The organism is Tanticharoenia sakaeratensis NBRC 103193, from assembly GCF_000963885.1.
Taxonomy (GTDB): Bacteria; Pseudomonadota; Alphaproteobacteria; order Acetobacterales; family Acetobacteraceae; genus Tanticharoenia; species Tanticharoenia sakaeratensis.
The window spans coordinates 78,939-105,755 of the sequence record NZ_BALE01000028.1 but is presented as its reverse complement, the minus strand read 5'-3'; the positions used below and the strand labels follow the sequence as shown (position 1 = coordinate 105,755).

At 63.7% G+C, this 26,817-nt stretch carries 20 protein-coding genes; 7 read left to right on the top strand and 13 right to left on the bottom strand.

The window, feature by feature from the left end:
* The first annotated feature begins 409 nt into the window (after positions 1 to 409).
* Both B8446_RS10245 and B8446_RS10240 read left to right on the top strand, forming a co-directional pair.
* Positions 410 to 1,360 (top strand): aldo/keto reductase, encoded by a 951-nt coding sequence (locus tag B8446_RS10245; protein WP_048849262.1) that lies wholly within the window; start codon positions 410 to 412, stop codon positions 1,358 to 1,360.
* Positions 1,357 to 2,604, top strand: coding sequence for an SMP-30/gluconolactonase/LRE family protein (locus B8446_RS10240; RefSeq protein ID WP_048849260.1), 1,248 nt, complete (start codon positions 1,357 to 1,359; stop codon positions 2,602 to 2,604). Before B8446_RS10245 ends, B8446_RS10240 begins: the two co-directional genes overlap by 4 nt.
* Before the next feature lie 130 nt (positions 2,605 to 2,734).
* Here B8446_RS10240 and B8446_RS10235 read toward each other — a convergent pair whose 3' ends face one another.
* Complete coding sequence (locus tag B8446_RS10235) at positions 2,735 to 3,616, bottom strand: SDR family oxidoreductase (protein ID WP_048849258.1); 882 nt, start codon at positions 3,614 to 3,616, stop codon at positions 2,735 to 2,737.
* Positions 3,617 to 3,720: 104 nt separating this feature from the next.
* On the opposite strand from B8446_RS10235, the gene B8446_RS10230 reads away from it, so the two are divergent.
* Positions 3,721 to 4,644, top strand: a complete 924-nt coding sequence (locus tag B8446_RS10230) for an AraC family transcriptional regulator (protein ID WP_048849256.1) — start codon at positions 3,721 to 3,723, stop codon at positions 4,642 to 4,644.
* 243 nt (positions 4,645 to 4,887) lie between these two features.
* On the opposite strand, the gene B8446_RS10225 is transcribed toward B8446_RS10230, so the two are convergent.
* The 5 genes from B8446_RS10225 to hpnD form a co-directional block, all read right to left on the bottom strand.
* The gene (locus tag B8446_RS10225) at positions 4,888 to 5,883 is read right to left on the bottom strand and encodes an MIP/aquaporin family protein (protein ID WP_084712253.1); all 996 of its coding nucleotides are present in this window, start codon (positions 5,881 to 5,883) and stop codon (positions 4,888 to 4,890) included.
* Between the two features lie 1,031 nt (positions 5,884 to 6,914).
* Positions 6,915 to 7,535 (bottom strand): phosphorylase family protein, encoded by a 621-nt coding sequence (locus B8446_RS10220; protein ID WP_048849254.1) that lies wholly within the window; start codon positions 7,533 to 7,535, stop codon positions 6,915 to 6,917.
* Positions 7,536 to 7,651: 116 nt separating this feature from the next.
* On the bottom strand, positions 7,652 to 9,682 hold the full coding sequence (gene shc / locus B8446_RS10215; protein WP_084712249.1) for a squalene--hopene cyclase: 2,031 nt from the start codon (positions 9,680 to 9,682) through the stop codon (positions 7,652 to 7,654).
* 67 nt (positions 9,683 to 9,749) lie between these two features.
* Positions 9,750 to 11,027 carry a hydroxysqualene dehydroxylase HpnE gene (gene hpnE / locus B8446_RS10210; RefSeq protein WP_048849253.1) on the bottom strand — a complete coding sequence of 426 codons (1,278 nt, stop codon included), beginning with the start codon at positions 11,025 to 11,027 and terminating at the stop codon, positions 9,750 to 9,752.
* Positions 11,028 to 11,043: 16 nt separating this feature from the next.
* The gene (hpnD, locus tag B8446_RS10205) at positions 11,044 to 11,889 is read right to left on the bottom strand and encodes a presqualene diphosphate synthase HpnD (RefSeq protein ID WP_241767739.1); all 846 of its coding nucleotides are present in this window, start codon (positions 11,887 to 11,889) and stop codon (positions 11,044 to 11,046) included.
* 175 nt (positions 11,890 to 12,064) lie between these two features.
* Here hpnD and B8446_RS10200 point away from each other — a divergent pair, with 175 nt between their 5' ends.
* The gene (locus tag B8446_RS10200) at positions 12,065 to 12,508 is read left to right on the top strand and encodes a cupin domain-containing protein (protein ID WP_048849298.1); all 444 of its coding nucleotides are present in this window, start codon (positions 12,065 to 12,067) and stop codon (positions 12,506 to 12,508) included.
* Between the two features lie 495 nt (positions 12,509 to 13,003).
* Here the strand turns inward: B8446_RS10200 and B8446_RS10195 are convergent, their stop codons facing one another.
* Positions 13,004 to 14,197, bottom strand: coding sequence for a pyridoxal phosphate-dependent aminotransferase (locus tag B8446_RS10195; protein WP_048849251.1), 1,194 nt, complete (start codon positions 14,195 to 14,197; stop codon positions 13,004 to 13,006).
* A gap of 410 nt (positions 14,198 to 14,607) precedes the next feature.
* Between B8446_RS10195 and B8446_RS10190 the strand changes: the two genes are divergently transcribed.
* The 3 genes from B8446_RS10190 to B8446_RS10180 all read left to right on the top strand — a co-directional run bounded on the left by B8446_RS10190 (position 14,608) and on the right by B8446_RS10180 (position 20,048).
* Positions 14,608 to 16,029, top strand: a complete 1,422-nt coding sequence (locus tag B8446_RS10190; RefSeq protein WP_048849297.1) for an MFS transporter — start codon at positions 14,608 to 14,610, stop codon at positions 16,027 to 16,029.
* A 336-nt stretch (positions 16,030 to 16,365) separates the two neighbouring features.
* Positions 16,366 to 18,627, top strand: a complete 2,262-nt coding sequence (locus tag B8446_RS10185; RefSeq protein WP_048849295.1) for a PQQ-dependent dehydrogenase, methanol/ethanol family — start codon at positions 16,366 to 16,368, stop codon at positions 18,625 to 18,627.
* Positions 18,628 to 18,653: 26 nt separating this feature from the next.
* Positions 18,654 to 20,048 (top strand): cytochrome c, encoded by a 1,395-nt coding sequence (locus B8446_RS10180; protein ID WP_048849249.1) that lies wholly within the window; start codon positions 18,654 to 18,656, stop codon positions 20,046 to 20,048.
* 258 nt (positions 20,049 to 20,306) lie between these two features.
* On the opposite strand, the gene B8446_RS10175 is transcribed toward B8446_RS10180, so the two are convergent.
* The 6 genes from B8446_RS10175 to B8446_RS10150 all read right to left on the bottom strand — a co-directional run bounded on the left by B8446_RS10175 (position 20,307) and on the right by B8446_RS10150 (position 26,749).
* A complete protein-coding gene (locus B8446_RS10175; RefSeq protein ID WP_048849246.1) occupies positions 20,307 to 21,557 on the bottom strand; it encodes a cation:proton antiporter in 1,251 nt (416 codons plus the stop codon).
* Positions 21,558 to 21,856: 299 nt separating this feature from the next.
* Positions 21,857 to 23,029 carry a GAF domain-containing sensor histidine kinase gene (locus B8446_RS10170; protein ID WP_048849245.1) on the bottom strand — a complete coding sequence of 391 codons (1,173 nt, stop codon included), beginning with the start codon at positions 23,027 to 23,029 and terminating at the stop codon, positions 21,857 to 21,859.
* Positions 23,030 to 23,330: 301 nt separating this feature from the next.
* Positions 23,331 to 24,737: a carbohydrate porin gene (locus tag B8446_RS10165; protein WP_241767738.1), complete on the bottom strand. Its 1,407-nt coding sequence runs from the start codon at positions 24,735 to 24,737 to the stop codon at positions 23,331 to 23,333.
* Positions 24,738 to 24,812: 75 nt separating this feature from the next.
* Entirely contained in the window at positions 24,813 to 25,616 is an 804-nt protein-coding gene (locus B8446_RS10160; protein ID WP_048849244.1) for a 2-keto-4-pentenoate hydratase, read from the bottom strand.
* A gap of 127 nt (positions 25,617 to 25,743) precedes the next feature.
* Complete coding sequence (locus tag B8446_RS10155) at positions 25,744 to 26,274, bottom strand: VOC family protein (RefSeq protein ID WP_048849242.1); 531 nt, start codon at positions 26,272 to 26,274, stop codon at positions 25,744 to 25,746.
* A gap of 13 nt (positions 26,275 to 26,287) precedes the next feature.
* Positions 26,288 to 26,749, bottom strand: coding sequence for a cupin domain-containing protein (locus B8446_RS10150; RefSeq protein WP_373277144.1), 462 nt, complete (start codon positions 26,747 to 26,749; stop codon positions 26,288 to 26,290).
* Positions 26,750 to 26,817: the final 68 nt, after the last annotated feature.

Sequence of the window (26,817 nt, the reverse complement as noted above, 5' to 3'; positions counted from 1 at the left end):
AAGCAGCAGGATATGAACCGGATTAACGTGGAACGGCTCTAGCATGGCCCAACAATACTGCGGCCGAGCCTCTCGCTTTCGATAGTCCGGAAATAAGCCTACCCCCGATATCCGAGCCGTCGGCCGGACCGAAGGCGGTCACCCATTCGAGGTTCAGGTGCATCCACAATAACCTTGCCTGCCTTTCCGCCCCTGATGCTCAAGCCGGATTGATCGGGGCAGCCCCATTCCACCGGCGCTGGACCAGCCTGTGCCGTCCCTCCGCCCGGAACGCCTCGCGCCGACCATGCGTTAGACCCGAACCGACAATCGCTCCGCCCGCGACCCGCCAGACGCCATGACGGCGCTCCGGCGGAACTGCGACGTCATGTCGCATGCCGCGTGGCTGCCAGACAGGAGATGACCCGCGATGCAGTCCCGTCCCCTCGGCCGCTCCGGCCTCAGCATCCCGCCGCTGGTCCTCGGCGGCAACGTCTTCGGCTGGACCGCCGATCGGGCGCAGTCCTTCCGCATTCTGGATGCGGCTCTGGACCACGGCCTGACCGCGATCGACACGGCGGACATGTATTCCGCCTGGGTGCCGGGCAACCAGGGCGGCGAGTCTGAAACCATCATCGGCGAGTGGCTGACCCAGCGCGGCAATCGCGACCGGATCACGCTGTTTACCAAGGTGGGCATGGCCATGGGCGACGGGCGCAAGGGTCTGTCCCCGGACTGGATCCGTCACGAGATCGAGGCGTCGCTTCGCCGGCTCAAGACCGATCACGTCGATCTCTACCAGGCCCATCAAGACGATCCGGACACACCGCTTGAAGAGACGCTCGAGACCTTCGCGGCCCTGATCCGGGAAGGCAAGGTCCGCGCACTGGGCGCGTCGAACTACACCGCCGATCGCCTGCGCGAAGCCCTCGACGTCAGCGAAAAGCACAAGCTGCCGCGCTACGAATCCCTGCAGCCGCATTACAACCTGATCGAACGCAGCGATTACGAATCCGGCCTCGAGAAGGTCGCAGCCGATGCCGGTCTTGGCGTCATCCCCTATTATGCGCTCGCTTCCGGCTTCCTCACCGGCAAATATCGCAGCGAAGCCGACCTGAAGGATCGCGCCCGCGCGGACGGCGTGCGGGCTTATGTCACCAGCGAGCGGGGCCAGAAAATCCTGGGCGCCCTCGATGCGGTTTCCAGCCGTCATGACGTCGACCCGACGCAGGTCGCGCTGGCCTGGGCCATCGCACGACCGAGTATCACGGCACCGATCGTCAGTGCCTCGCGACCGGAACAGATCGCGGACCTTGCCCGCGCCGGCACGCTCTCTCTCACCGCGGACGACATCAAGGCGCTCGACGAGGCCAGCGCATGAGGCGTTCGACACGCGTCTCTTCCGACCTGAAGGCGGACCGTTCCCTTTCCCGCCGCACGGCTCTTGCAAGCCTCGGCGCTGCAGCACTCACACCTGCCTGGGCCGCTCGCGCGGCCCTTCCCGCACCCCCCAGTGTCGTGTCGACACCGGCACGGCAATGGGGACCGATGGCGCCCCCATCCGCCATTCCGGATCCCGACATCATCGTGCTGGATCCGTCGTTCAAGGATCTCCTGTTCCCGAATGCGAATCTCGAGCTCGTCTGGCGCGGCGGAGGCTGGCTCGAAGGGCCGGCATGGTCGACCGAAGGACGCTTCCTGCTGCTGAGCGACACAGTCCGCAGCCAGCAATATCGCTATATTTTCGACGACGCGCCGAATGCCGACCCCGCACGTGGCCCAGACACCGGGATCGTCAGCATTTTCCGGAAGGAAAGCTTCAACGCCAACGGCAACACCTTCGACACCGAAGGCCGCCTCGTCACCTGCGAACATGGGCTACGGCGCGTCATTCGCTGGGAACATGACGGCTCCTGCCGCGTGCTGGCTGACAGCTATCAGGGGCGGCATCTGAATTCGCCCAACGACGTCGTGGCGAGCCCTGACGGCGCCATCTGGTTCACCGACCCGGCCTATGGCGACACAACGGCCGAAGGCCATCCCGATGCCGATGGTCCCGCCAATCCGCGCAAGGCGCTGCGCCCGTTCATCGGCAATGAGGTCACCAGCGAGCATGGTGGCCTGCAGCGTCAGGCCGATCATACGTTCCGCTGGGATCCCCGGAGCGGGACAATCGAGGCCGTTCTGTCGCAGGATCAGGCCCCGGGCCCGAATGGTTTGTGTTTTTCACCGGATGCGAAAACGCTTTACGTCATCTCGTCCGGCAAGGCGCCCGGGCAGCAGGGCCCTGCGGGCGACCGCAAGATCCGCGCCTTCGACATGAGTTCGGGCCGCCCGGCAAACGGGCGGATATTCACCGACTTCACGCTCGACGGGCAGAGCCTGATCCCGGACGGCATGCGCGCGGACGTGTTCGGCAATCTCTGGTGCGGCGCATCCGGCCCCTTGGGTCTGTGCGGCGTGTTTATCTACAATCCCGCAGGCAGGATGATTGGCCGCCTGCGCCTGCCGGTCGGCTGTTCCAACCTCACCTTCGGCGGCGAAAAACGTGACACCCTGTTCGCGTGCTGCGGAACAAGCCTGTTCTCGCTGACGACATCTACGCAGGGCGCAGGATTTTCCTGAAGTCCCCTTCTTCCTGAGCGGATATCCAGAAGTCACCAATTTCCCCCGGCTGGTATGAGCCGCACGGCTCATACCAGCCGAGAGAGAAAACCTGTTTCCCCTCTTCGTCAGACAAGAAGACAGACACGCGTCACCCGAAATATCCCGCATGATCGATATCCGCGATCAGACCCGGCCCGCTCGGCGTCCATTCCAGCACTTCCCGCGTCCACGCGCTTGATGCCCTGTTGTCGATCCCGGCAAACAGTGCAAACCATCCGAAATAATCGGATGCTTCCTCCGGCGAGATGGCCCGCACCGGAACATTCAGGCCTCGTCCGATAGCTGTCGCAATGTCGCGGAACGGCACGCCTTCTTCCGCCGTGGCATGATACCGCATACCGCCGACACCACGCTCCAGCGCCCGCCGATAGACCTGCGCCGCGTCCGTACGATGCACGGCGGGCCAGTGGTTGCCACCTTCCCCGATGTAAGCGGCAAATCCTTTTTCCCGCGCAATCCGGATCAGGATCGGCACGAATCCATGGTCTCCCGCGCCATGCACCGATGGCGGCAACCGGACGACCACACCGCGCACCCCGTCGGCCTCCAGTGCTGCTTCCTCGGACATGCGCGGTATCGGAGATCCTTCGGGTTTGACCGTTTCCTCGGTCGCAATGCCGCCCGGCGCGAGAAGCCCCGTCCCCGACGACACCACAAGTGGCCGCGCCGAACCCGCCAGAGCCGCGCCCATGGCCTCGATGGCCGCGCGATCGATCGCGCAGCTTTGGGCAAAATTCGCGAAATCATGAATGAAGGCCGTGTGAATCACGCCGTCCGACGCATCCGCCCCGCGCCGCAGGCCCTCAAGATCGGTCAGTTCACACCGCAGAACCTGCGCACCCGCATCCTGCAGGGCTCGCGCGCCTGCATCCGAACGCGCCATACCGACGACGTCATGTCTCGCGGCCAGCAGTTCGCTGACCACCGCCGATCCGACGAATCCCGTCGCCCCCGTTACCAGAATACGCATTGTCCGCACTCCCGATCCTTGCATGATGGGCGTGACAATCGGCGATATCTTCCGGACGATCCATGCGCTATCATCCGCATTAGCTTCGCAATCGTCCGGAACTCATGGATCCACTTTCCGACATTCTCGCGCTGCTGAAGCCTGAAAGCACAATCGTCGGCGGATTCAGCGCCGGCGGCGACTGGTCCGTGCTCTTTCCTGCGCCAAGCGGCATCAAATGCTACGCCATCCTTTCCGGCAGCGCCTGGCTTGTTGTGGACGGCGTGCCTGAGCCCGCGCGGCTTCATGCCGGAGACTGCTTTCTCCTGCCGCGCGGCCGCGACTTCACGCTCTGCAGCGACGTCTCGCTGACCCCCGTCGACTATCGAAGCTATCTTTCGCCCGCCGGGCAGACGGAGGAACGACACGGCCGCATGAACGCGATCAACGGCGGCGGCGATTTCGCATTGATCGGCGGCCATTTCCGCCTCACTGCGGCGCACGCCCGCACGCTTCTGGATATCCTGCCACCCATCGTGCATCTGCGTGATGACGCGGACCGTGCCGCCCTGCGCTGGTCACTCGACCGGATGCGTCAGGAGGTCACGGCCCCTCAGCCCGGCAGCGCGCTCGTCATCCAGCACCTTGCCGATATGATGCTAATCCAGGCCCTGCGGCTGCATCTGGCGCAGGATGCGCCGAACCGTACCGGCTGGCTGTTCGCGCTCGCCGACAGGCAGATCGGTGCGACGATTGCCGCCATGCATGAGATACCGGCCCGCAACTGGACCGTCGCCAGCCTTGCCGCAATTGCCAACATGTCCCGCACCACCTTCGCCCAGCGTTTCAGACAGACCGTCGGTACCACGCCCATGACCTATCTAACCAACTGGCGCATGCTGCTGGCCACCAGCCGGCTCCGAACCCTGCCGGTCGGGACAGTCGCGCTGTCGCTTGGCTACGAATCCGAAAGCGCCTTCAGCACGGCATTCAAACGGACAATGGGCTGCTCACCAAGACAGTACGGCCGTCCTGAAGCAGCGGCATAAAGGCCTCCGGATCGGATCTGCAAGCGCTCGTTCGCGGCGAAGCCGAAGCGACTTGCACCGACGAAGAACCTCGCGCTGCCGATATCCTGCAATGTGATCGGATCATGGCCTCCTGACAGACCGTTCCGACGATTGGGGAGACGCGAAAGAATTTTTGAAAACGATCTCGCTTGGCAGGAAGCAGCGCGACCGAAGGCTCCAGATGTGAAAGGAAATTACCTGACATCCAGAGTTCTTTCGCCATCAGATTGGAGATGTCTCAACCCCGGCAGAGGGTGTTTCGGATTCATCAGATTGTGCGCGCGCCGCCATTACGGTCTTCAGGTGTGCGGTATAGGCTTCGTAATGCTCGGGTGCCGCATGCTTGAAATGCGGATCGTCCATGTGGGGCACCCGTCCATGATGACCGAAATTCACCAGCCGCGCTTCCAGAAGATGAAGCTTTCCGAAAATGTCGCTCTGGATCGCGAGAACCGCGAGGGCAGATCCTGCAAACGGGCCCAGAAGATAGATCCAGAGATTGGTCCAGTTGCCCGCAAACAGTGCCGGACCCAGACTGCGAGCGAAATTGGCACTATTTCCGGAAAGCCACGCCGTCAGCGGGTTCATGAGAAAGAAGAAAATGCCGCCGATCCACGGCGTGATGGCCTTGAAGCGCGGATGCGCCGCAAGCCAGTACAATACGACAATCAGAAGCCCCGTCACGCCGATTTCCGACAAAAGCGCATACAGAACCGAAATATCCGTATCCGGAACCGTCGCCCCATAATGGACGGCGGCCGCCATCACACGCCAGGGCGCAAACAGCGCTCCGAGTCCATAGACGATGAGCGTGCCGGACAACGCACCAAGGACCTGGGCGATGGCATAGCCCGCCGCATCGATCCACACGATTTTCCTGGACAGCATGAAGGCCAGGGTCACGGACGGATTGAGATGCGCGCCGCTCACCTTGCCGAACGGGGTCATGGCGGCCGCCGTGCCCGCCAGGCCGAAACACAGTCCGCATAAAGCGGTCTGCAGAACAGGATGGAACGCGAGATGACTCGCCAGAAAGGTTCTCGGCGCCGTCAGCAGAATGACGCACGCCAGGCCAATGATCATGAGCACCGCTGTCGACACGGCCTCACAGGCATAGAGCCTCCAGTGAAACGGCCGGTCCGGATGAGGCTCGCCCGCGAGCGGCCGATCATGGAAGTGAATATGAAAATGCGGCCAGTGAATATGCGGTATTCGCACATGCGGAAGATGGAAGTGAGGAAGATGTGCATGAGGAAAATGAAAATGATGCCTGGCTTCAGGACTTCGTTTATCTTCCCCCGACGGTATCTTTCTCGCTTCCATGATTGTCTCTGCCCATGACCTTGCGCCCGCCATACGAAACTGGGAGCGGGCTTTCATGTCTTTTTATATAGGCCGATCCGGGCGGCAGAACGGTCACGTTTATTTTATTCCGCGTCCGGTCTGTCATCCAGCCATCGAAATGCGGCGGAGATCGGATGGCCAGGATCGTGAAGTGCCATGCATGCATCGCTGGGCGGCTTTACCGAAACCGTGCCAGAACCGGGCTATCGTTTGCGACAGGTCTGGAAGCAGGCTGTCTAAGCCCTGCGTCTCTAGCTTCGCTCTTCATCTCCTTTGATGGCAGCACGATCCTTCCGTTCACCTGACATACGAAGCGTGAGGATGCGTAAGCAGGGATGGCACGTGATACAGATCGAACAGACAAGCCTGCGCGGTTCAGACCGATAATCGGTCTCATGCATCATGGCAGGCGCTCGCCGGTCGCGAAGGCAGAGCACAACGAGAATTTCCGTAAAGCGGACAGCAGGATTCCGGATACAACAATAAAGCAAGGGGGGCGATCAGGGCTCGGCGAAATCTGCCGGTTTTTCATTGAGCATCCGGGAAACACTGTCGTGTGCGGATCCCTTCGTTCAGCAGGCAGTAGTATATCGCCGTATTTTCCCGGATCAGTCCGCCCGGCAGACCCGGAACGCGCATGTCTTTCCACTTCGCAGCGCTGATCGTGTCATCGAACATATCGATCGGTCCGAACGAAATACGGCAGAGAACCGGGCAGCCGCATCAAGGCCAGGGATGTGCAGATTATCGGCAATAAAGGCGGACATGGGTCAGCGATACGAAGTCTGCATCCGATGCTTCATGACCGGAAGATTGGCTCCCCCGATCCTTCCCCTGTCATATTGACCTGTCGCCGCCCGCCGATTTCTTCTCGGGACCAGAAGCAGGCCTGTGACGCGGCCGTATTACAATTGGGCGATTTTCTCACGCGCCCGCGCGGCATCCCGTCCCAATGCAATCAGCGCCGGCACCTGCCCCGGATCCCTCAGCAGCGAACCCAGCAACCGCCGTATGGACAACGCGCCGCCACCCTCGATCGCGACGGCCGCCGCGTGCGGCAGATCGCGCGTGCAGTCGTCGCAGATGACGCGCAAGGCGGCGAACGGCAGCCCTGCGCCGGCAACGAGGCCACTTTCCATATCCAGCGCCGCGCAATCACTCTCTTTGTAAAGACGCGCCTTTTCGACTGCCTCGGTCACCAGAACATCGCTGTGCAGAATGCCGTCATGAAGCACGCCCGGGCGGTCGGCGCCGAAACGGGCGGACAAGGCCGGGTCGGTCGGCAGACGTTCACCCGCGACCATCACGAAAGACGGCACCACGATCGTGCCGGGTCCGGCGCCCGGTTTCAGTCCCGCCGCGACGCCAAAAGAGAGCAGCCCGTCCACGCCTGCATGCAGGAGGGCACCAAGGGCCCGTTCGGCCCCTTCGCGCGTGGCGCCGCTGACGGCAATGGGCAGATCCGGCCAGCGCTTGCGAACGATCCTGGCTTCGGCCTTCAGGCCGACGAGAACACCTGTAGTCATGAAAGAAGGTTAGCGCAGGGGCATCACTCCCGCACCCCACCAAAGACCGAGCGGCTCTGGAAATCTCCAACCAGAAAGGGATCGGCCCCGTTCCGGCTGCGAGCCAGAACCCCGTCTCAGAACCCGTATTCCACGGCGCCGCTGTTGCTCGTCTGCAGGTTGCGGAACCGCGACAGTGCCATCAGCGGGAAGAACTGCCGATACCCGTGGTATTTCAGATAGAACACCTTCGGGAAACCGACTGCGTTATACGGCTGCTCGTCCCACTCACCGTCGTCCTTCTGCCGCGACAGCAGGAACGCGATCCCGCGTTTCACGGCCTCGCTGTCCCGCTGGCCGACCGCCATGAGTCCCAGCACCGCCCATGCGGTCTGCGACGGCAGGCTTTCGTCATAGACGCCCGGCGGCGCGCCCTCAAAGGTGGCGCAATCCTCACCCCAGCCGCCATCCGCTCGCTGCACCGATTCCAGCCACGCCACCGCGCGCCGGACCATCGGATCGTCATGCGGAACACCGGCGGCGTTCAGTGCGCACAGCACCGACCACGTGCCGTAGATGTAGTTCGTGCCCCAGCGCCCGAACCAGCACCCCTCGACCTCCTGCTCGGCCCGGAGATAGGCGAGTCCGCGCTCAATCACCGGACGATCTTCAGGATGTCCGAGCTGTGCGAGGAAGGAGACGCAACGCGCGGACACGTCCGCCGTCGGCGGGTCCAGCAGCGCACCATGATCGGCGAACGGAATGTGGTTGAGCAGATCGAGATCGTTGTCGATGTCGAACGCGCCCCAGCCGCCGTTGGTGCTCTGCATCCCGATGATCCAGATCCGCGCCCGCTCGATGGCCTCCGCGTTCTTCGGATCGCTCTGCCGATGCAGCAGCATGCCGACCACGGCCGTATCGTCCACGTCCGGATAGTAGTCGTTCTCGTACTGGAACGCCCAGCCGCCCGGCGGAAGATCCGGCCGGTTCACCGCCCAGTCGCCCTTCACGTCGAGGATCTGGCGGTCCCGCAACCATTCCGACGCGCCCTGCAGCCGCTCGCGCACGTCGTCCGGCGCGCTCGCATGGGAGCCCGAGCCGGCCTCCATCATGGCAAGTCCGGCAAGGCCCGTATCCCAGACCGGGGACACGCAGGGCTGGCAATAGGTCTCCGGCCCGTCTTCACCCACGTTCTCGACCAGCAGGTCCCGCACGCCGCGCCACGCCTGCTCGGCGCGCGGGTCCGAGTCCGGCACGCCGAGCGCGCGATACATCATCACGACGTTCGCCATGGCGGGATAGATCGCACCCAGGCCACCCTCGCTCAGGCGCGGCTCGATGAAATCCACGGCAGCCTTGATGGCGCGATCGCGCAATGCCTGCGGGAACCGCGCCTCGACGGGCCGCAGCACCTGATCGAGATGCTTGAACACCCGTCCCCAGACGGAGCGATACGGCCCCTTGATCCAGTCCTGCACCTCGGTCGGCGGCTTGACGAACAGTTCCTGCACGTGGACGCCGCGCGGATTGATGGCGCATGGCGCCAGCGCCCGCAGCACCAGAAGCGGCGTCATGACCGTACGCGACCAGTACGACATGTTCCACATCGAGAAGAACGCCGACCGCGGCAGGAGCACGATCTCCACCGGCATCGCGGGCGTCGCGGCCCACGGCACTTCGCCGAACAGCGCGAGCTGGAAACGCGTGAACACGTTGGAGCGCGCAGCCCCGCCATGATCCAGAATGGCCTCGCGCGCGCGGACCATGTGCGGCGCATCGACATCGTCGCCGATGCATTTCAGCGCGAAATAAGCCTTCACCGATGCAGAGAGATCGAACTTGCCGCCGTGATACAGCGGCCAGCCGCCATGCACGCCCTGAATCCGGCGCAGATACACGCCGATGCGGGCCTCGAGCGCGTCGTCGATGCGGTCCAGATAGTGCTCGAGCAGGACATATTCGGCCGGGATCGTCGCATCGGCCTCGAGCTCGAACACCCAGTGGCCGTCGTCACGCTGCCGCTCCGACAGGGCCGCCCGCGCCCGGTCCACACCTGCCGCGACCGTCTCGAGATTCACCGACGCATCCGCAGATGTGGCGGTTTTCCGCCCTTTGCGCCCCGCCTTCGACGGCGCGGGCCGATCCAGCACGTCCGAATAAATCAGCATGGCTCGTCCATTCTCAGCCGGCGGCGCAACGCCGCCTCAAAAAAATACAAAACCTTCATGGAACCGTTTACAGGATGGCGCGCGCCGCCTCCACCCCGGAGCCGATTGCTCCTTCGAGGGTCGCCGGCAGACCGGTCGCGGTCCAGTCTCCCGCCAGCACCAGATTGCCGAACGGCGTCCGCAGGGCCGGCCGTCGCCGCTCCTGCGCAGGCGTTGCGGCAAACGTCGCGCGCTTCTCCACCACGACACGCATCGCAGGCGCAGTCTCGGGCAGCCCGCCCGCAACCGTCGGCCCGACGGCCCGGCGCACCTCGCCCCAGATGCTGTGGCCCAGCGTATCCATGTCCCGGTCGAGATACCGGTTCGCCGCGCTGACCGTCACCGACAGCACGTCTCCCTTCACGAACACCCATTCGGCGATCCCGCCGACAAGCCCGACCAGCCGCGTCTGTGCCAGCACACCGCGCACATCGACGGGGGCCGGCAGACGGTAATGCACGTTCAGGATGCTCTCGAACGCGTCCGGCACGGTGAAGTCCGCCCAGTGCGACGCCAGCAGGCTCTCCGCCACACCCGGCGGCACGGCCAGAATCACCCGGTCCTCCGGCCCGATCGCCACCCGTTCGTCGCCCAGCAGCAGCGCCTGCACGCTGCCATGCTCCACCTCGAGCCCGCTCACCCGCGTCCGCGTGCGCACGTCCGCCCGCATCAGCGACAGATGCGCGAGCGCCGGATCGACCAGCGATTCCGACAGCCCGATAGCCGGAAACCACGGCCGGCACGCCATGCCGCCCTGCATCAGCGACCGGCGCACGACATTGCCGAGCAGCCGCGCGCTGCCCTCGGCGCAGGTCGTGTTGAGAACGGAGACGGCAAACGGCTCCAGCAGACGGCGCGCGAGCTGCCCCGGGCGCAGGCAGTCCGCCACGACCGCATCATCTCCGGCCTGCAACAGCGCAAACAGCGCGCCCAGCTCCGACAGGCGCATGCCGGGCACGCGCGCGCCACCCGGCAGGGCCCAGAACGGCACCCGTCCGCGAGACAGACGCAGCGTCCACGCCAGATCCGCTTCCAGATCGAAATAGGGAAAGATCGGCGACCCCGGACCCGTCAGCGTCTTTTCGGCACCGATCAGGCCGAGATAGCGGAATACGCCCTCATTGGCCGACAGGAGCAGATGGTTGCCGTTGTCGATCCGGCAGCCGAGCTTGCGATCGAAATAGGACCGTGCCCGGCCGCCACAGGCGATTCCGGCCTCATACACGACGACCGAGGCCGTCCCGGCCAGCTCGACCGCCGCCGACAAGCCCGCCATGCCGCCACCGACGATATGGACGACACCCATCAGAACCAGGCCCCCATCAGAACCATGCCCCGAGTGCCGCCACGACCCGGCGCGGCTTCACGCCACGCAACGGAAGATCCGTGTTGCGCCAGCCCCGGCGCTCCAGCGCATCCAGCACGACGCGATAGGACGCAGCCATCATCCGCGAAGGCCGCATCGCAACCCGATCGCATGACGCCATCGCAGCCGTCGCATCGCGAAACCGGTCCCGCGCCCGCGCCGCCAGAACCCGGCAGGCCGGATCGAGCCCATGCGCATAGAGCGCGCCTTCGGGATCGAGCGGCACATCATGCCGCTCCAGCAGTTCGCGCGGCAGGTACAACCGGCCTCGCGCCGCATCCTCCGACAGGTCGCGCAGGATGTTCGTCAGCTGCAATGCCCGGCCCAGATGGTGTGCGACCCGATCACCCGCATCCGACATTTCGCCGAAGGCCCGTACCGACAGGCGCCCGACGGCGGACGCCACCCGGTCGCAATACAGATCGAGCGTTGCCTCGTCGGGCGCCACGATCGGACCGGCGGCATCCATCGCCATGCCGTCGATGACCGCATCGAAATCGGCGAGCCGCAGGTCGTAGCGCGCGATCGCCGCCGAGAGGACCCGGTCCAGCGCATCGTGCGTCTCGCCGCGTGCCGCCGCCCGCACCCGCTCGTGCCAGGCATCGAGGACCGCCGCCTGATCCTCGACCTTCACGTCGCCATCGGCGATGTCGTCCACTTCACGACAGAAGGCATAGATCGCAAACATGGCGAACCGTCGATCTGCCGGCAGAACCCGCATGCCACGCGCAAACGACGTGCCGGCGCCGGTTACGATGGCTTCGACCGCCGCCAGATCCGCAGCCGCACAGCCCAGCGGCACATTTTCATCCCGATTTTTTCGCAAAACGCGCGTCACCCCGTGCCACCAAATCCGACGAAAGGACGTTGTTTAGGAGCAAATGCGCAAACCGGCAAAACCTGCCGTTCGATCATCAGGGACACAGAACAGGGAGACCGATCCGATGCACCAGAGCCCCTCAGATCATCGGGATCGGTTGCCGATCGGAACCCTGGTCGGCGCAGCGCTCGCGACGCTTGCCATTACCGCTGCAGCCGACGCCCAGACAGTCCAGTCCGGCCACAAGGACACGCTGATCGAGGCGACGAAATCGTGGAACGGCAAGCCTTATACCGGGTATCCGAAAGGACAGCCCGAACTCACCCAGATCAGGCTGACAATCGAACCGCACAGCGCCCTGCCGTGGCACACCCATCCCTATCCGAATGTCGGCTATGTGCTCAAAGGCGCACTGACCATTCACGACAAGGCGTCCGGCAAGACCGAAACCTTCCATGAAGGCCAGTCCTTCGCGGAATCGGTGGATGACGCCCATCGCGGAGAGGCCGGCAATCAGGAAACGGTCGTACTGCTGACCTATGCAGGAACGCCGGGCACACCGCCGACCATTCCGCTGCCCGGTCAGAAACCCGAATACTGAGGACATCGTATCAATACGGGATCAGGTAACCACGATGTCTGGTGCAGACTGTTCCCGGAGAGGACGCACCATGCACCAGATGGCCGGAACTCCTGCGGTTCGCGTTTAGCCGCAGCGTGCCGCTGACCCCGTCCATCGCCTTCGTGAAATGGATCATTCTCGTCAGGCAGTTACTGGCGCAGTTGCTGCCCGCCCCCGAGTCTCGACGCGATCCCGTCACGGGGCTGATATTCGAGATGGGCTTATACTGGCGGCAACAGCGGCGACCTTTTTCGCCAGCCGCCTGATCACCCTGCCGGTTTTCTTCGGAGCACTTCTGAGCAGCTGTGGCCGCCATACCCGGCTGGCGTGGATATTCCACCGGCCGAGTGCGGACATCGCATCCTGCTCCATCTGTCGACCGGCCTGACAGCGGCAGCCCTTTTCACCGAGGCCGGCTCTCGCAGGCTCATCGCGATCCGGTCGCGGACCGGATCGCGATGAGCCCGAAACCGCCTAGGCCATCACCTTGTCGAGGGCAGTGCAGAACGCCTGCATGTTCGCCATGGACCCGATGGTGATGCGTGACCGGTTCGGCCAGATCTCCCAGGACCGGCCGATCTCGACCTTCTGCGCCGCGAACGCCGCCTTCACTTCCGCGGCAGGCTTGGACCACTGAACCATGATCATGTTGGCCTGGCTCGGAATGAACGGAATGCCCCGCTTCTTCAGATGCGCGCAGGTGAAGTCACGCGCCGCGATCATCTCGTTCCGCCGCTGGACGATCGCATCCGCCATCAGCAGGCTGTGCGCACCGATGGCCTCCGACGTGACCGGCAGCATGTAGGACAGGTAGTTGCCATCATAGCGGAGCATCTTCGACAGAATGTCCGGACGCGCGAAGCACAGGCCGAGACGAAGCCCCGCCATGCCGAACAGCTTGGAGAAGGTACGCAGGACGATCACGTCCTTGCCCGCCTTCACCATCGGAATCGCACTCGGCGTGCCCGCGAAATGCAGATACGCCTCGTCCACCACAACGATGGAGCCTTTCGGCTTGTTATCCACCAGCCATTCGATGTCCTCGACCGGCGTGATCGTACCGGTCGGGTTGTTGGGCGAGCACACGTAATAGACACCGGCATGCGGATCGGCGGCCAGCATGCCGCGCACGTCCGTCGCCTGATCCCGCGCGCGCAGCGGCACCCGCGTCAGCTTCACGTTGAGCCACTTCGCGACCATCCAGGCCGCCTCGTAGGTCGGATTGGCGGTGACGACACCGCGCCCCGGACCCGCGAACGAGACGATGCTCCGGCACAGCGGATCGGACGAACCGGCCCAGGGCTGGATATGATCGACGGGCACGCCCTCGACCTGCGATGCGTTGAACAGAAGCGTCTGCCGCAGGTCGCTCGGCTCGTAGCGATTGCCCTGCGGAATGACCGCGATACCCGCCTGTGCGGCGTCCGGGAACGGCCCGGTCCAGCACTCGTTCGACCCGATCCGCACCATGTCGGGATGGCCGACGAAAGCTGCCTTGGGCCCGGCGGATGGCGCGGCGCGCGCCAGCAGGGGGGCGGCCGCGGCACCCATGCCCAGCAGCGTCGAAATGCGCCCGAAATGACGACGCGAATATCCGCGCGCCAGAAGATCGGAACGCGCGTCACCCGACAGGGTACAACACGCCTCGTCCGACAAAATGTCGCTCATCGCCCGCTGGCCTCTCACAAAAAACATGCCTGATACGAAACGACAGTAGGGAGCGCCCGGAGCACCTGTCAATTTGACTTTGCGCAGGTGCGCGAACGCACGTCCGCACACAGGATCGTCATCGCGAACACCGGTCCGTAAACCCCTTTGTGAACACGCGACTTCCCGGGACTTGGATATGACAGGACCGGTCAACGGACGTCCGGCCCGGCATGATCCGCCCGGCCCAACGGACACACGCATCGCGCGCCATCTTGGCGCTCGGCTGCCTCTTTCAGGACCAGAACGCACACCATGCCTGTGACCAATCCACTGCGCCGGACCGCGCCGGTCCGGCTCCGACGATGCGATCGTTTCTCGATCACATCCGGCCCCGTCATGATCCCAGACCTGGAAGAGCGCGCAATCCCATGACAGCACAGACTTTCGACAGCACTCTGGTGTCCGGATCCCGCGCATCGGCTGCTGCGGATACCGCCCATCAGGCGGTGGAAATCACGCCCGCGGACCTGCGGCGCGCGGCATGGACCTGTTCGCTCGGCTCGGCGCTCGAATATTACGACTTCGCGCTCTACAGCCTGGCATCGGCCCTCGTGTTCGGCCCGCTGTTCTTTCCCAGCAAATCGCCGGGCCTGGCCCTGATCGCGAGCTTCGCGACCTATTCGATCGGCTTTGCCGTTCGACCGGTCGGGGGTATCTTCTTCGGCGCACTGGGCGACAAATACGGCCGCAAGCGCGTCCTTCTGCTGACCGTGACCCTGATGGGCATCGCCTCGACGGCCATCGGCCTGCTTCCGACCTATCAGCAGGTCGGGATCTGGGCACCGCTCGCCCTCATCGGCATGCGCGTGCTTCAGGGCCTCGGCGCCGGGGCCGAACAGGCCGGGGCCGCCGTCATGATGACGGAATACGCACCACCCGGAAAACGCGGCTTCTACGCCGCCATGCCGTTCCTCGGCATCCAGATCGGCACGATCATCGCAGCCCTCGTCTACTGCGCGCTGCTCTTCGGTGGCCGCGACGTCGTCGTGTCCTGGGTCTGGCGCGTGCCGTTCCTGCTGTCGGCCATCATCCTTGCGGTCGCCCTCTACATGCGCCTGACGCTGAAGGAATCCCCGGCCTTCGCCGTCATGGAAGAGGAACGTGCCCATGAGGAACGGCCCGGCCTGTTCGGCCTGCTGCGTCAGAGCTGGAAGACGATCATCATCGGCATCGGCCTGCGCGCCGGCGAGAATGGCGGCTCGTCGCTCTATCAGGTGCTCGCAATCTCCTACATCGTGCACACCATGGGCCTGCCCGCCTTCTCCGGGACCATCGCGCTGATCTCGGCAGCTCTCGTGGGTGGCATCACCGTTCCGGTCGCCGGACGTATGTCCGACCGATTCGGCCGCGTGAAGACCTATCGGGCCTTCGCGATCCTGGAACTGGTTTCGGCCCTGCCGGTCTGGTGGGCGTTCTCCCAAGGGAATACGACGCTCGCCGCTATCGGCCTGTCGGTCGGCCTGGGGATTTCGGCATGGGGCATGTTCGGCAGTCAGGCCGCGTTCCTGCCGGAGATGTTCGGCGCCCGCCACCGCTATATCGGCGTGTCCCTGACACGAGAGGTTTCAGCCGTGGTCGCAGGCGGAATCACGCCGCTGGTCGGCTCCTTCATCATCGCCATGGTGATTCGCGAGTGGCCGAGCCATGCCGGGTCCCACCCGGGCAGCCTCGCCTGGATCCCGCTTGCCTTCTATGTGATGGCGCTGGCGCTGACGACCATCATCGCGACATTCTTCATTCCCGAATGCCGCAACCGCGATCTGCTCGACACCCGCGACCTCATCCAGTAACGAACTGAATAATCACACAAAGATCGCGCCGTCCGTCACCGGGCGGCGCGATCTTTGCTTGTACGTCATAACGACCATGACAAAAGTGCGGCTATTCCGGCACTCGGTGACACGATATGGTCGAGAAATGGAATTATATAATGCGGCTATTATATTGCCCAAGTAATTAATAGCTCTTATTTGTATAAAATAAATTTCGAAATCACCGATTTGTTAACCCCCAACTCAAAATAAAATATTACAAACCTGATATCGACCGCCATTGGCCGTTGTCCTATGTGCAAGGTACTTCATATCATGGTTTTGCGTCCGCCGACCCTGTCCGATACTTCCCGGATGCGCCCCGGCGCTCTCCTGTCCTTCTCCGCCCTTCGGAAAACACGCCAGGCACTTCTGCTGACCGCCGCACTCGTCGGCATCGCAGGTGCCGACACACGTGCGCAAGCGCAGGGAGCCGACCCGCAGCAGGTCCTCGAGAATGCCGACAGCCACCCGGGTGACTGGCTCACCTATGGCCGGACCTTCTCGGAACAGCGCTTCAGCCCGCTCGACCAGATCAACGCGAACAATGCCGGCCAGCTGAAGCTGGCCTGGCATTACGACCTCGACACGAACCGGGGCCAGGAAGGAACGCCGCTCATCGTCAACGGCGTGATGTATGCCACGACCAACTGGAGCAAGCTCAAGGCGCTCGACGCGGCGACCGGCAAGCTGCTCTGGGCCTACGATCCCCGCGTGCCGGGCAACATCGCCGACCGCGGCTGCTGCGATACGGTCAACCGTGGCGCCGCCTATTATGATGGCAAGATCTACTGGGGCACGTTCGACGGCCGCCTTCTCGCGGTCGATGCCAAGACCGGCAAGCTCGTCTGGAGCGTTAACACCATCCCGGCCGACGCAACGCTCGGCCATCAGCGCTCCTACACGGTCGACGGCGCCCCGCGCATCGCCAAGGGCCGCGTGATCATCGGCAATGGCGGCGCGGAATTCGGCGCCCGCGGCTTCGTCTCAGCCTTCGACGCCGAGACCGGCAAGCTCGACTGGCGCTTCTTCACGGTCCCGAACCCCGAGAACAAGCCGGACGGCGCACCGTCGGACAAGATCCTGATGTCCGCCGCCTATCCGACCTGGAGCCCCACCGGTGCCTGGACGCGCCAAGGCGGCGGCGGCACGGTCTGGGACTCGATCGTCTATGACCCCGTGACCGACCTCATCTATCTCGGCGTCGGCAACGGCTCGCCCTGGAACTACAAGTTCCGCTCGGACGGCAAGGGCGACAACCTCTTCCTCGGCAGCATCGTGGCGATCCGTCCGGAGACAGGCGAATACGTCTGGCACTTCCAGGAAACGCCGATGGACCAGTGGGACTACACCTCGGTCCAGCAGATCATGACGCTCGACATGCCGATCAACGGCGAGATGCGCCACGTCATCGTCCATGCGCCGAAGAACGGATTCTTCTACATCATCGATGCGAAGACCGGTCAGTTCATCTCGGGCAAGAACTATACCTACGTGAACTGGGCCACGGGTCTCGATCCCAAGACCGGCCGCCCGAACTACGTGCCTGACGCGTTGTGGACCCTGACCGGCAAGCCCTGGTACGGAATCCCCGGCGATCTCGGCGGTCACAACTTCGCCGCCATGTCCTACGATCCGCAGACCAAGCTGGTCTACATTCCGCAGCAGCAGGTGCCGTTCCTCTACAAGCCGCAGGTCGGCGGCTTCAAGCCGCACCACGACAGCTGGAACCTCGGCCTCGACATGGCCAAGATCGGCCTGATCAACGACGGCAAGCCTGAAAACACCAACATCAACAAGAAATTCTACGAGGATCTCAAGGGCTCGATCGTCGCCTGGGATCCGCAGAAGCAGGAAGCGGCCTTCACGATCCCGCACAAGGGCCCGTGGAACGGCGGCATCCTGACCACGGCCGGTGGCGTGATCTTCCAGGGCCTCGCCGACGGCACGTTCCATGCCTACAACGCATCGACCGGCCAGGACCTCTACAGCTTCCCAGCCCAAAGCGCGATCATCGCGCCGCCCGTGTCCTATACGGCCAACGGCCACCAGTATGTCGCGGTCGAAGTCGGCTGGGGCGGTATCTATCCGTTCTTCCTTGGTGGCGCCGCACGGACGTCCGGCTGGACCGTCAACCACTCGCGGATCATCGCCTTCTCGCTTGACGGCCACGACACGCTGCCGCCGCAGAACGACAAGGGCTATCTGCCGGTCAAGCCGCCTGCCCAGTATGACGCAAGCAAGACGGAAGACGGCTACTTCCAGTTCCAGACCTACTGCGCAGCCTGCCACGGCGATAACGGCGAATCCGGCGGCGTGCTGCCCGATCTGCGCTGGTCGGGTGCGATCCGCAGTCAGGCGGGCTTCTATAACGTCGTCGGTCGCGGCGCGCTGACGGCCTATGGCATGGATCGCTTCGACACCTCGATGAACCCGGCCCAGATCGAAGAGATCCGCCAGTTCCTCATCAAGCGCGCCAACGACACCTACCAGTCAGAAGTGAACGCACGGCACAACGACAGCCAGATCCCGACCAACACGGTGGCGCCGCCCGAAGCGCCTGAGGTCTCTCACTAATCGGCTGGCATCGAGGAAACGTTGCGATGAAAACCTTCTCACTCGCGCTGGCCGCAACGCTCGCGCTTGCTACCGCCCCCGTCGCGCTGGCCGAAGGGCTGGACGACCCGGACCTTGTCAAACAGGGCGCCTATGTCGCCCGCACGGGCGACTGCGTCGCCTGTCACACGTCCCTTCATGGTCGCGCATTCGCGGGCGGCCTGAAGATCTCGACACCGGTCGGCACGATCTACTCCACCAACATCACGCCTGATCCCCAGACCGGTATCGGCACCTACTCGCTCGAGGACTTCACCCGCGCCATCCGCGCGGGCATCCGCAAGGACGGCGCGACGCTCTATCCGGCGATGCCCTACCCGTCCTTCGCTCATATGTCGGACAGCGATATCCGCGCGCTCTATGCCTACTTCATGCATGGCGTGGCCCCGGTGAACCAGCCGGATCACCCCGTCGACATCTCCTGGCCGATGTCCATGCGCTGGCCGCTGGCCGTCTGGCGCATGGTGTATGCACCGAAGCCCGGCCCCTTCGTGCCGACCCCTGGTGAGGATGCTGTCGCGGCGCGCGGCGAATACCTCGTCACGGCACCCGGTCATTGCGGCGCCTGTCATACGCCGCGCGGCATGGGCATGCAGGAGAAATCCCTTGCCGCCACCGACGCGTCCTATCTCTCGGGCGGCGCACCGATCGACAACTGGGTCGCGCCCAGCCTGCGCAACGATCCCGTGCAGGGCCTCGGCACGTGGTCCGAAGACGACATCGCCCTGTTCCTCAAGACCGGCCGTACCGACCACGCGGCTGTCTTCGGCGGCATGGGCGACGTGGTCGCCTGGAGCACGCAGCATCTGACCGACGAAGATCTGCACGCCATCGCCCACTACCTGAAGACGGCGCCGGGCGTGCCGGCCTCGGGCCATTATACCTATGACCCGTCGACAGCGCAGACACTGGCCTCGACCGCCCCGTCGAACTCGAGCGGTGCGGGCATCTACGTCGCCCAGTGCGCGATCTGCCATCAGAACGACGGCAGCGGCGTCGCCCGCATGTTCCCGCCGCTTGCCGGCAACCCCGTGCTGCAGACCCAGAACCCGGCCTCGATCGTCAACGTCGTGGTCCATGGCGGCGTCCTGCCGCCGACGAACTGGGCGCCCTCGGCCGTCGCCATGCCGGGTTACCAGCATGCCCTGACGCCCGAGCAGGTCGCCATGGTCGTCGACTATGTCCGCCATGCCTGGGGCAACTCGGCAGCCGGCACGGTCAGCACGGGCGATATTCGTCGCTTCGCCAGCGTCACTCCGTCCGAATCGACGGCGGGCTGGAACACGGCCAGCAACGGCTGGGGCTTCCTCCACCCGCAGCCCTACGGCGAAGGCTGGACGTTCTCTCCGGAGACACACACCGGCGCCGACGAGGCCCAGTAACGGTCAACGCTTCGTAACGGCCGACAGGAAAGAGGCTGGCAGGACACCCTGCCAGCCTCTTCTTTTCGGGGGCCTCTCCGAACGGCACCAGCCGCCTCGCCTTCCGGCAACATTCTCTCGATACCGTTCCGTGCTGCGGGTTCCCCGGCAGAAACGCTATGGCCGCCTCCCCGGCATTGCTCCGTGCAAGATACGCGATCCGGGCGCCCTGAAGCGTCCTGCTTCCTTCGGCCTTTGCCGGCCTGAGTATCGCGGCCGTTATTCGACCACGGCCCCGGCGCCCACAGCCGGCATATCCGCCTTCCGTGCGCGCGGCGCCGTCAGCCGGAACAGCGGACCCGTCAGCGTCGTCGAAATGACGGCCAGCACCATCAGCGATGCGAATGCGAAGTCCGACAGCATGCCCTTGCCGTGCAGGATCGTCGCGGCGACGATTTCCATCAGACCCTTGCATTGCAGCAGTGACCCGAGGCCCAGCGCTTGCCGCCGCGACAATCCGGATGCCGGCGGGAACGCGTAGACCGAGCCGATCTTGGTCACGATGGAGATCACGACGAGCGCCAGCGACGCCACGACCGACGGCCAAGTCAACGCATCGCCGTCGATCCGCAGCCCGCTATGGCCGAAGAACATCGGGGCGAGCCAGATGAGCGAGAACGTGCCGACACGCTCCACCGGCAGGCGTCGCACCCAGGACGGCGGCATGATGGCACCCGCGAAATACGCGCCGATCAGTTCGTGCAGCCCAAGCTCGTGGCTCGCCCAGGATCCCGCGATCAGATACACCGGGACGCAGGCCCAGATGACCCACAGGCGCGCATGACGGAAGTGTCGTGCCGCCCAGCTGCCGGCCATTGCGAGCCCGACCAGCAGGAGGATCGCAAGCCCTTCCAGTCCGGTCCAGCCATGCAGCGCCGCCGCTCCCTTGGCCGCGAACTGTAGCAGGGCCAGCCCGATCCACAGCGCGGCATCGTCCACGACAGCCAGCTTGAGGGCGAGCTGCCCGAGGGGACGCTGGCCTGGTTCCAGCTCCCGCACGAGGCCGATCAGCACGGGCAGCGCGCTGACGGCGATGCACAGTCCGATCGAGGCCGCGGCGATCCCGGGCGACGCATGCGCCGGCGCCCAGCCATGCAACGGCAGGAAGAACGTATAGACAAGCACCGAACCGATCAGGAACGGGCCACCCAGCGCGACCGCGGCACCGGCCAGCAGGCGCCCGAGCGACGGCTGCGGCACGGACTGCACGGTACGATCTTCGCCCGGATGCTGCCACATCTCCAGACCGGCCGTGAAAGCCAGCACCAGAACCGCGGCCCAGCCGATATCGTCTCCCCAGACGGACGGTATATGGATCGCCTGCACGGGCGCATGAAGGACCGCAAGAGTAATCCCTACAAGTATAGGAAGAACCGCAATCGGTATTGCACGTCTTGCAAGTCGCCACACTCCCCATGGAAGGAGCACGAACACTGCCGCATCAGCTAGAAGCGCTGCAATATTGGTCATCGTTTTCTCCCTTTTGCGCCATGTCGGAAAAGGGTATCGGAAAGATCAGTCAAGAAGCAAATATGACATGGTGTTTCCGGATTTATAGGGCCGTTCGATCCGGACTATACGATGCAGGATTGAAGGCTGCATGTCGTTCGCGGTGCAAGGGCCATGACATCACAAGCAGTCGTACGGCCCGGCGACGCACGGTCGTTACCGGACGCCGGACGCCAATGCGCGAACAGGCGGCTGTCGAGCCTTACCCGATGGCGTGCCCGATGACACCCCAAGCTCCGACAAGCTGCTTGCGTCGGAGCCTAGACGAGTTGGAGCGGCATCCGGAACGTGAAGCACGTGGCGTCCGCCGTGGAGGCCACGGCGAGCGTCCCTCCATGCGCCTGCGCAATCTCGGCCGCAATGTACAACCCGAGGCCAAGGCCCTGCTGGCTGGCCCGTACCTGCGCGCGGAAGAAGGGCTGGAACAGGCTGCCCATCGCTTCGTCCGGAATCGCCATGCCCTCGTTCGTCACCGACAGCTCGAAGACGGCCTCGTGAATCCGGGCCATGACGTGAACCGGGCGATGAGGCGTGCCGTGGGTTACGGCATTGACCAGAAGATTGGAGAACATCTGCCCGATCCGGGCGGCATCGCACGGCACGACGGACGGCAGGTCGATCGCACAGTCGATCGGATGATCGGGATTCGTGGCCCGAACCTCCGACACGACCTGCTGCAGCAGTGCCTCCAGTGCCACATCGGGATTGATCTCGAGCGACAGGCCTCCGCCGAGGCGGCCGCGCGTGAAATCCATGATGTTGTCGATGAGGCCCGCCATGCGCTGGACACTGCGCTCCATCTGCATGAGGACCATGTCCCCTCGCTCGGGATTGCGGCGCAGAAGGCGCGTCCCGGCCTGGATCGATGCCAGCGGATTGCGCAGGTCATGTCCGAGAACCGCGATGAACTGCTCGCGCAGCTTGGCATCCTCACGCTCCGTCCGCAGCGCGGCCTGCGTCGCCTTGAGGGTCTCGTTCGAGCTGAGATGAAGACCGATCAGCTCGGCGAACAGCGTGAACGCGCCCCTGATTTCAGGTGTGTCCAGCTTGCGCGGCTTGGGATCGATCGCGCAGAGCGTGCCGAAAAAACTGCCATCCGACAGGTAAATCGGCATCGAGATGTAGCTCTGGAATTGATACATCTGCGGCGTTGCATGACCGCAGTAGATTTCGTCTTTTTCGACATGATCGATGATCACGGGGGTCCGATGCTGGCGGACCTCGTGGCAGATCGTCGTCTCGACATCGAGTTCATCGCCGGACTGCACCCCGAAGCCGATCGTGTCCTTCGTGCTGCACGCGATCCAGCGGTCTCCGGCGACCCGGGCAACCGCCACGAATCCCATGCCGGTCATATGGCTGACGACATCAAGGATAGAGACGACAGCCGGGATCCGGCCGATCGCCTCGATATCGATCCCAAGCTCGTGCACGCGTCAGCAACCTCTATCGTCAGCCCCGTACCGACGTCGGCGCTGTTCTAGCCACAAATGCCTAAAAAAGCATCCGCGGCCCTACAATGGCATGCACGGGCGCGAAAACAATGCACCGATATCATTACCATGCGTTTACATCACGCAACCCGGGTCTATGCCGGTAGTGCCTTACCTGTTCGTTCGGGTTTGACAACTGTTTCAGATTCTACCGTGAGACGCGCCTCATCACCTTCCGACGAGGCGGCGCGCGCCGGGCACTCACATCACGACGTGGAGCTTCAGATCCATCGCATCCACGTCATGCTTGTTGCGCTGCAGATTGGGCTGCATGATGTGCTGGAAATCCGGCTGGAACGCGAAGCCGTTCATGACGTGGAAATTTGTAGGTGGCTTCGAACACCTGAACCCATGATTGCGGTGCCGTGGCCGAGTTCGGCAGACTCTTGCGGCCCAGGCCGTATTCGAGATCCTGCAGGGCAATCAGTTCGGGACTTGCCTCAGTGCGCGTGAACATTACGCCGACCGTATCGAGCGGCCGCGCACGGATCACCCCGCGACCGACCAGACCGGCATAGAACTCGTAGCGGTACCCCGATGTCTGCGGTGTGTTACGGACGAATCCCGCCATCGCATAGAGCCCGTTAAGCGGGCCATGCCCATTGCGGATAAGCATCTGATCACCCTCGATCCAGAGCTGCGTCTTGCCCTGGTCCATGCGCGCCGGTTTTTTGGTCAGATAGGCGATGCCGCCCCCGTTATCGCGCAGCCAGTCGGCGTAAGGCGAGCTGTCGTATCCGACGCCAAGCTTGTAATGCCCGACCAGATGGTTGGGACCGAACGACGGGATGATTCCGACTTCGGCCGGTACGTAAAAACCCGTATAGAGATTAGTGGAAAAATTGAAGCCCGTCCGGTCATACTGGTTGGTGTTGAGATCCGGGTTCGCCCCATAGACACCGACCTGCGCATAGAACCCGTCAGCCGGCCATGTCCGGACGCGACCGCCCCAGACCGAACCCGGATAGGTTGCAAAGCCCGCAGCTCCGCGTGTGAGTGCCTTCGGATTGCCGCAGATCGATTTCGTCATGAAAGTGCAATAAAGCGGCGATGCCGAGAAATCGATGTTGACCGGCATCTTGCCCGCGGCGATCTGAACGCGGCCGCCTGCCAAATCCTGCGTGCCATAGACGTACACGAGATGCACGCCGACATTGCCGCCGCCGCCATAGATTTCCTGGATTCCGGCCAGCGACTTGTCGCCGTAATCGGCGCTCAGATTATGGCCTGCGCGATTGACGACGACAGCATGCGTGCGAAAGCCCTGCCAGCCGATCAGCTTCCCCCAGTCGATATCCAGTTCAGCGCCGACCTGATGGGCGTAGCCGGCATCGCTACCGTGGCCGCCATCCAGCAGGATTGCGCTTTCGCTGGTATAATCGATGACAACGCCAACCCCATGGCTGTTCAGCCACGGCAGGATGCCGTCCCATGTGCCGAGCACATGTTCCACCTTCGGCGTGAAGGGCGTGTTTTCGTAGGCGGTCGGCGTGTCGAGCGCGAACGATGGGCCGGTAATGGACACAGGCCCGCGTACCTGCGCTTCGGCCCTGGAAGCACAGATAACGACCGCGCCGAATGCGAGCGCGCAGGCCATCGGCAGGCGCACACGAAGCGCCTGCGTAACGATACTATTTCGTGATGACATAACGAGACCGATCCCGAACGGGGAATTCCTCTCAGCCCGCAGAGTCTGGCCGGACAACCGGCCAAGCCGACCTGTTCAGGCGAGGAACGCCGAAACTTCCGAAAAGCCCGGAAAGCGCACAGTGATGTTCGACTTGCTTCCGACGAATGTCGTTCCGGTTGTCGACCCGGAAATCACGACCGCACCGGCCGCGATGCCATATCCTCGCCTTGACGCCTCGTTCGCGAGCCAGACCAGAAGCCGCCGCGTATCCCCCGCGGAATTTCCGCCCTTATGCGAAAAAACCGTCTCCCCATTGATGATTTCGACCACGTCCTGCTCGACCGGAACCAGGGATTGCCACGACGTCACCGCAGGCCCGATCATCATCGCGCCATGGCTGCCCTGATCGGCCAGATGCGCAAGCCAGTCCTGCGAGTGCGGCTTGGCAAAGCGCGTGTCGTAGATCTCGATCGCTGCATGCGCCGAAGCGATCGCGCCCAGAACCTCGCCTTCGGTATACGGCAGGTCCCGCGGCGAAAGGGCATGCCCGAAACGATAGGCGATTTCCGCCTCCACACCGGGATGCGCGAACATCTCGGCCGGAACCGTGACATTGTCCCCGTAGATCGTGGCCTGGTGAATTGGCGAGCAGAACGGTTCGGCTGTGACCGTCTGCGCGCCGACCTTCCAGCCCCCGATCGGACCAAGCTCGGGCGTGAGCGCGGTTACAACCGCATCCTGAACGGCATAGGCCGCGTCCCGATCCGGCGGCACGAGGTCCGGCGGAGTCTGCTCGATCGGCTGACGCGTGTGACGTGCCGACAGGAACATGTCGGCAAGCCGCTGCACCGCGTCGGTCCGACGAGAAGACTGGGAGGATGGCTGAGTATCGTTCATGGCCAGCCCATCTAGGACAGCGCGCTCAAACTTCGCAAAACACGGATTCGCGACTTTGATGCGTCGCGAATCACAGTCCCGTCAGAGCGTCTAACCTGCTTCTATTACTCGACAATTTGACGATCCGTCAGGCTGGCGGAACATAGCGCGGAACAGGCTCGATATCCTCGAAACCGCTGCGGTCGGGCGTGCAGAGCAGCTCGATGGTCGTGCCCCATGGCGTCCGTCCGTAACAGAAGAAATTGCCCTGGCCTTCCTCGATGCCGAGCTGCTCTCCGGGCTCGGTCAGCAGCACACCGCCGGCCTCGATGAAGCGGGAGGCCGCCGCGTGGATATCGTCCACATACAGCGCGAAATGCTGCAGGCCGATGTCACTGGTACGGGCCGCTTTCGCCTGTTCCGGCGCGCGCATTTCGAAAAGTTCGATCCCGGGGCCATTGCCGAGCTTCAACATGCGCATGGCCACCACCTCGCCCCCCCGCACGACGCCCAGCACCCGCTGCGCCTCGATCCCGCCAAATGGCGGCTTGTCCCGCGTCATGTTGTCATAAAGCGGCACAGCGCCGAACGCCTGTACCAGGAACGCGGATGCCGCTTCCAGATCCGGCACGGTAATTCCCAGATGATCGACACCCCGTGGCAGTCCGTTGTTTCTCATCGGATGCCTCCTCTTACTTGAACCGGCAGGGCTGATCGACGGTCGGTGCCTCCGCCAACTGAATGACCATCAGCGTGACCGGGCCTGACGTCACGTTGCCCGCAAGATGTCCCTTGTGCCCTTGCGCATCAGGCGTTGTGCGCTGGTCCTCGCCCAGCGATACGTCTCCGGGACCCATTTCCACGCGGGTGCCGTCCATCGCCTGCACGAACCACGTGCCCTTCAACGGAATGATCCATTGCACCTTCGGATCGGGATGCCACGCACCGTTCCAGTGATCGGGCTGCACGGTCGAGATGACCTGCGCCACGCCCTTGGGCTGCGGGTCGGACCATTGCGGCGCCGCCGGCTTGTTCATGGTCTTCAGCGTATATTTGTGAAACGGGCATTTCGTCATGTGGCTGACACCATGGCTGTCCGCCCAATTGTGCCAGTAATATGCCGTCGGCGGATCCTTGGGATCATCCTGGGCCATCGCGCCGTGCGCGCCGAATGTCAAAAGCCCCAAGGCAATTCCGGCCAATAGCTGACGCATGCCCTCTT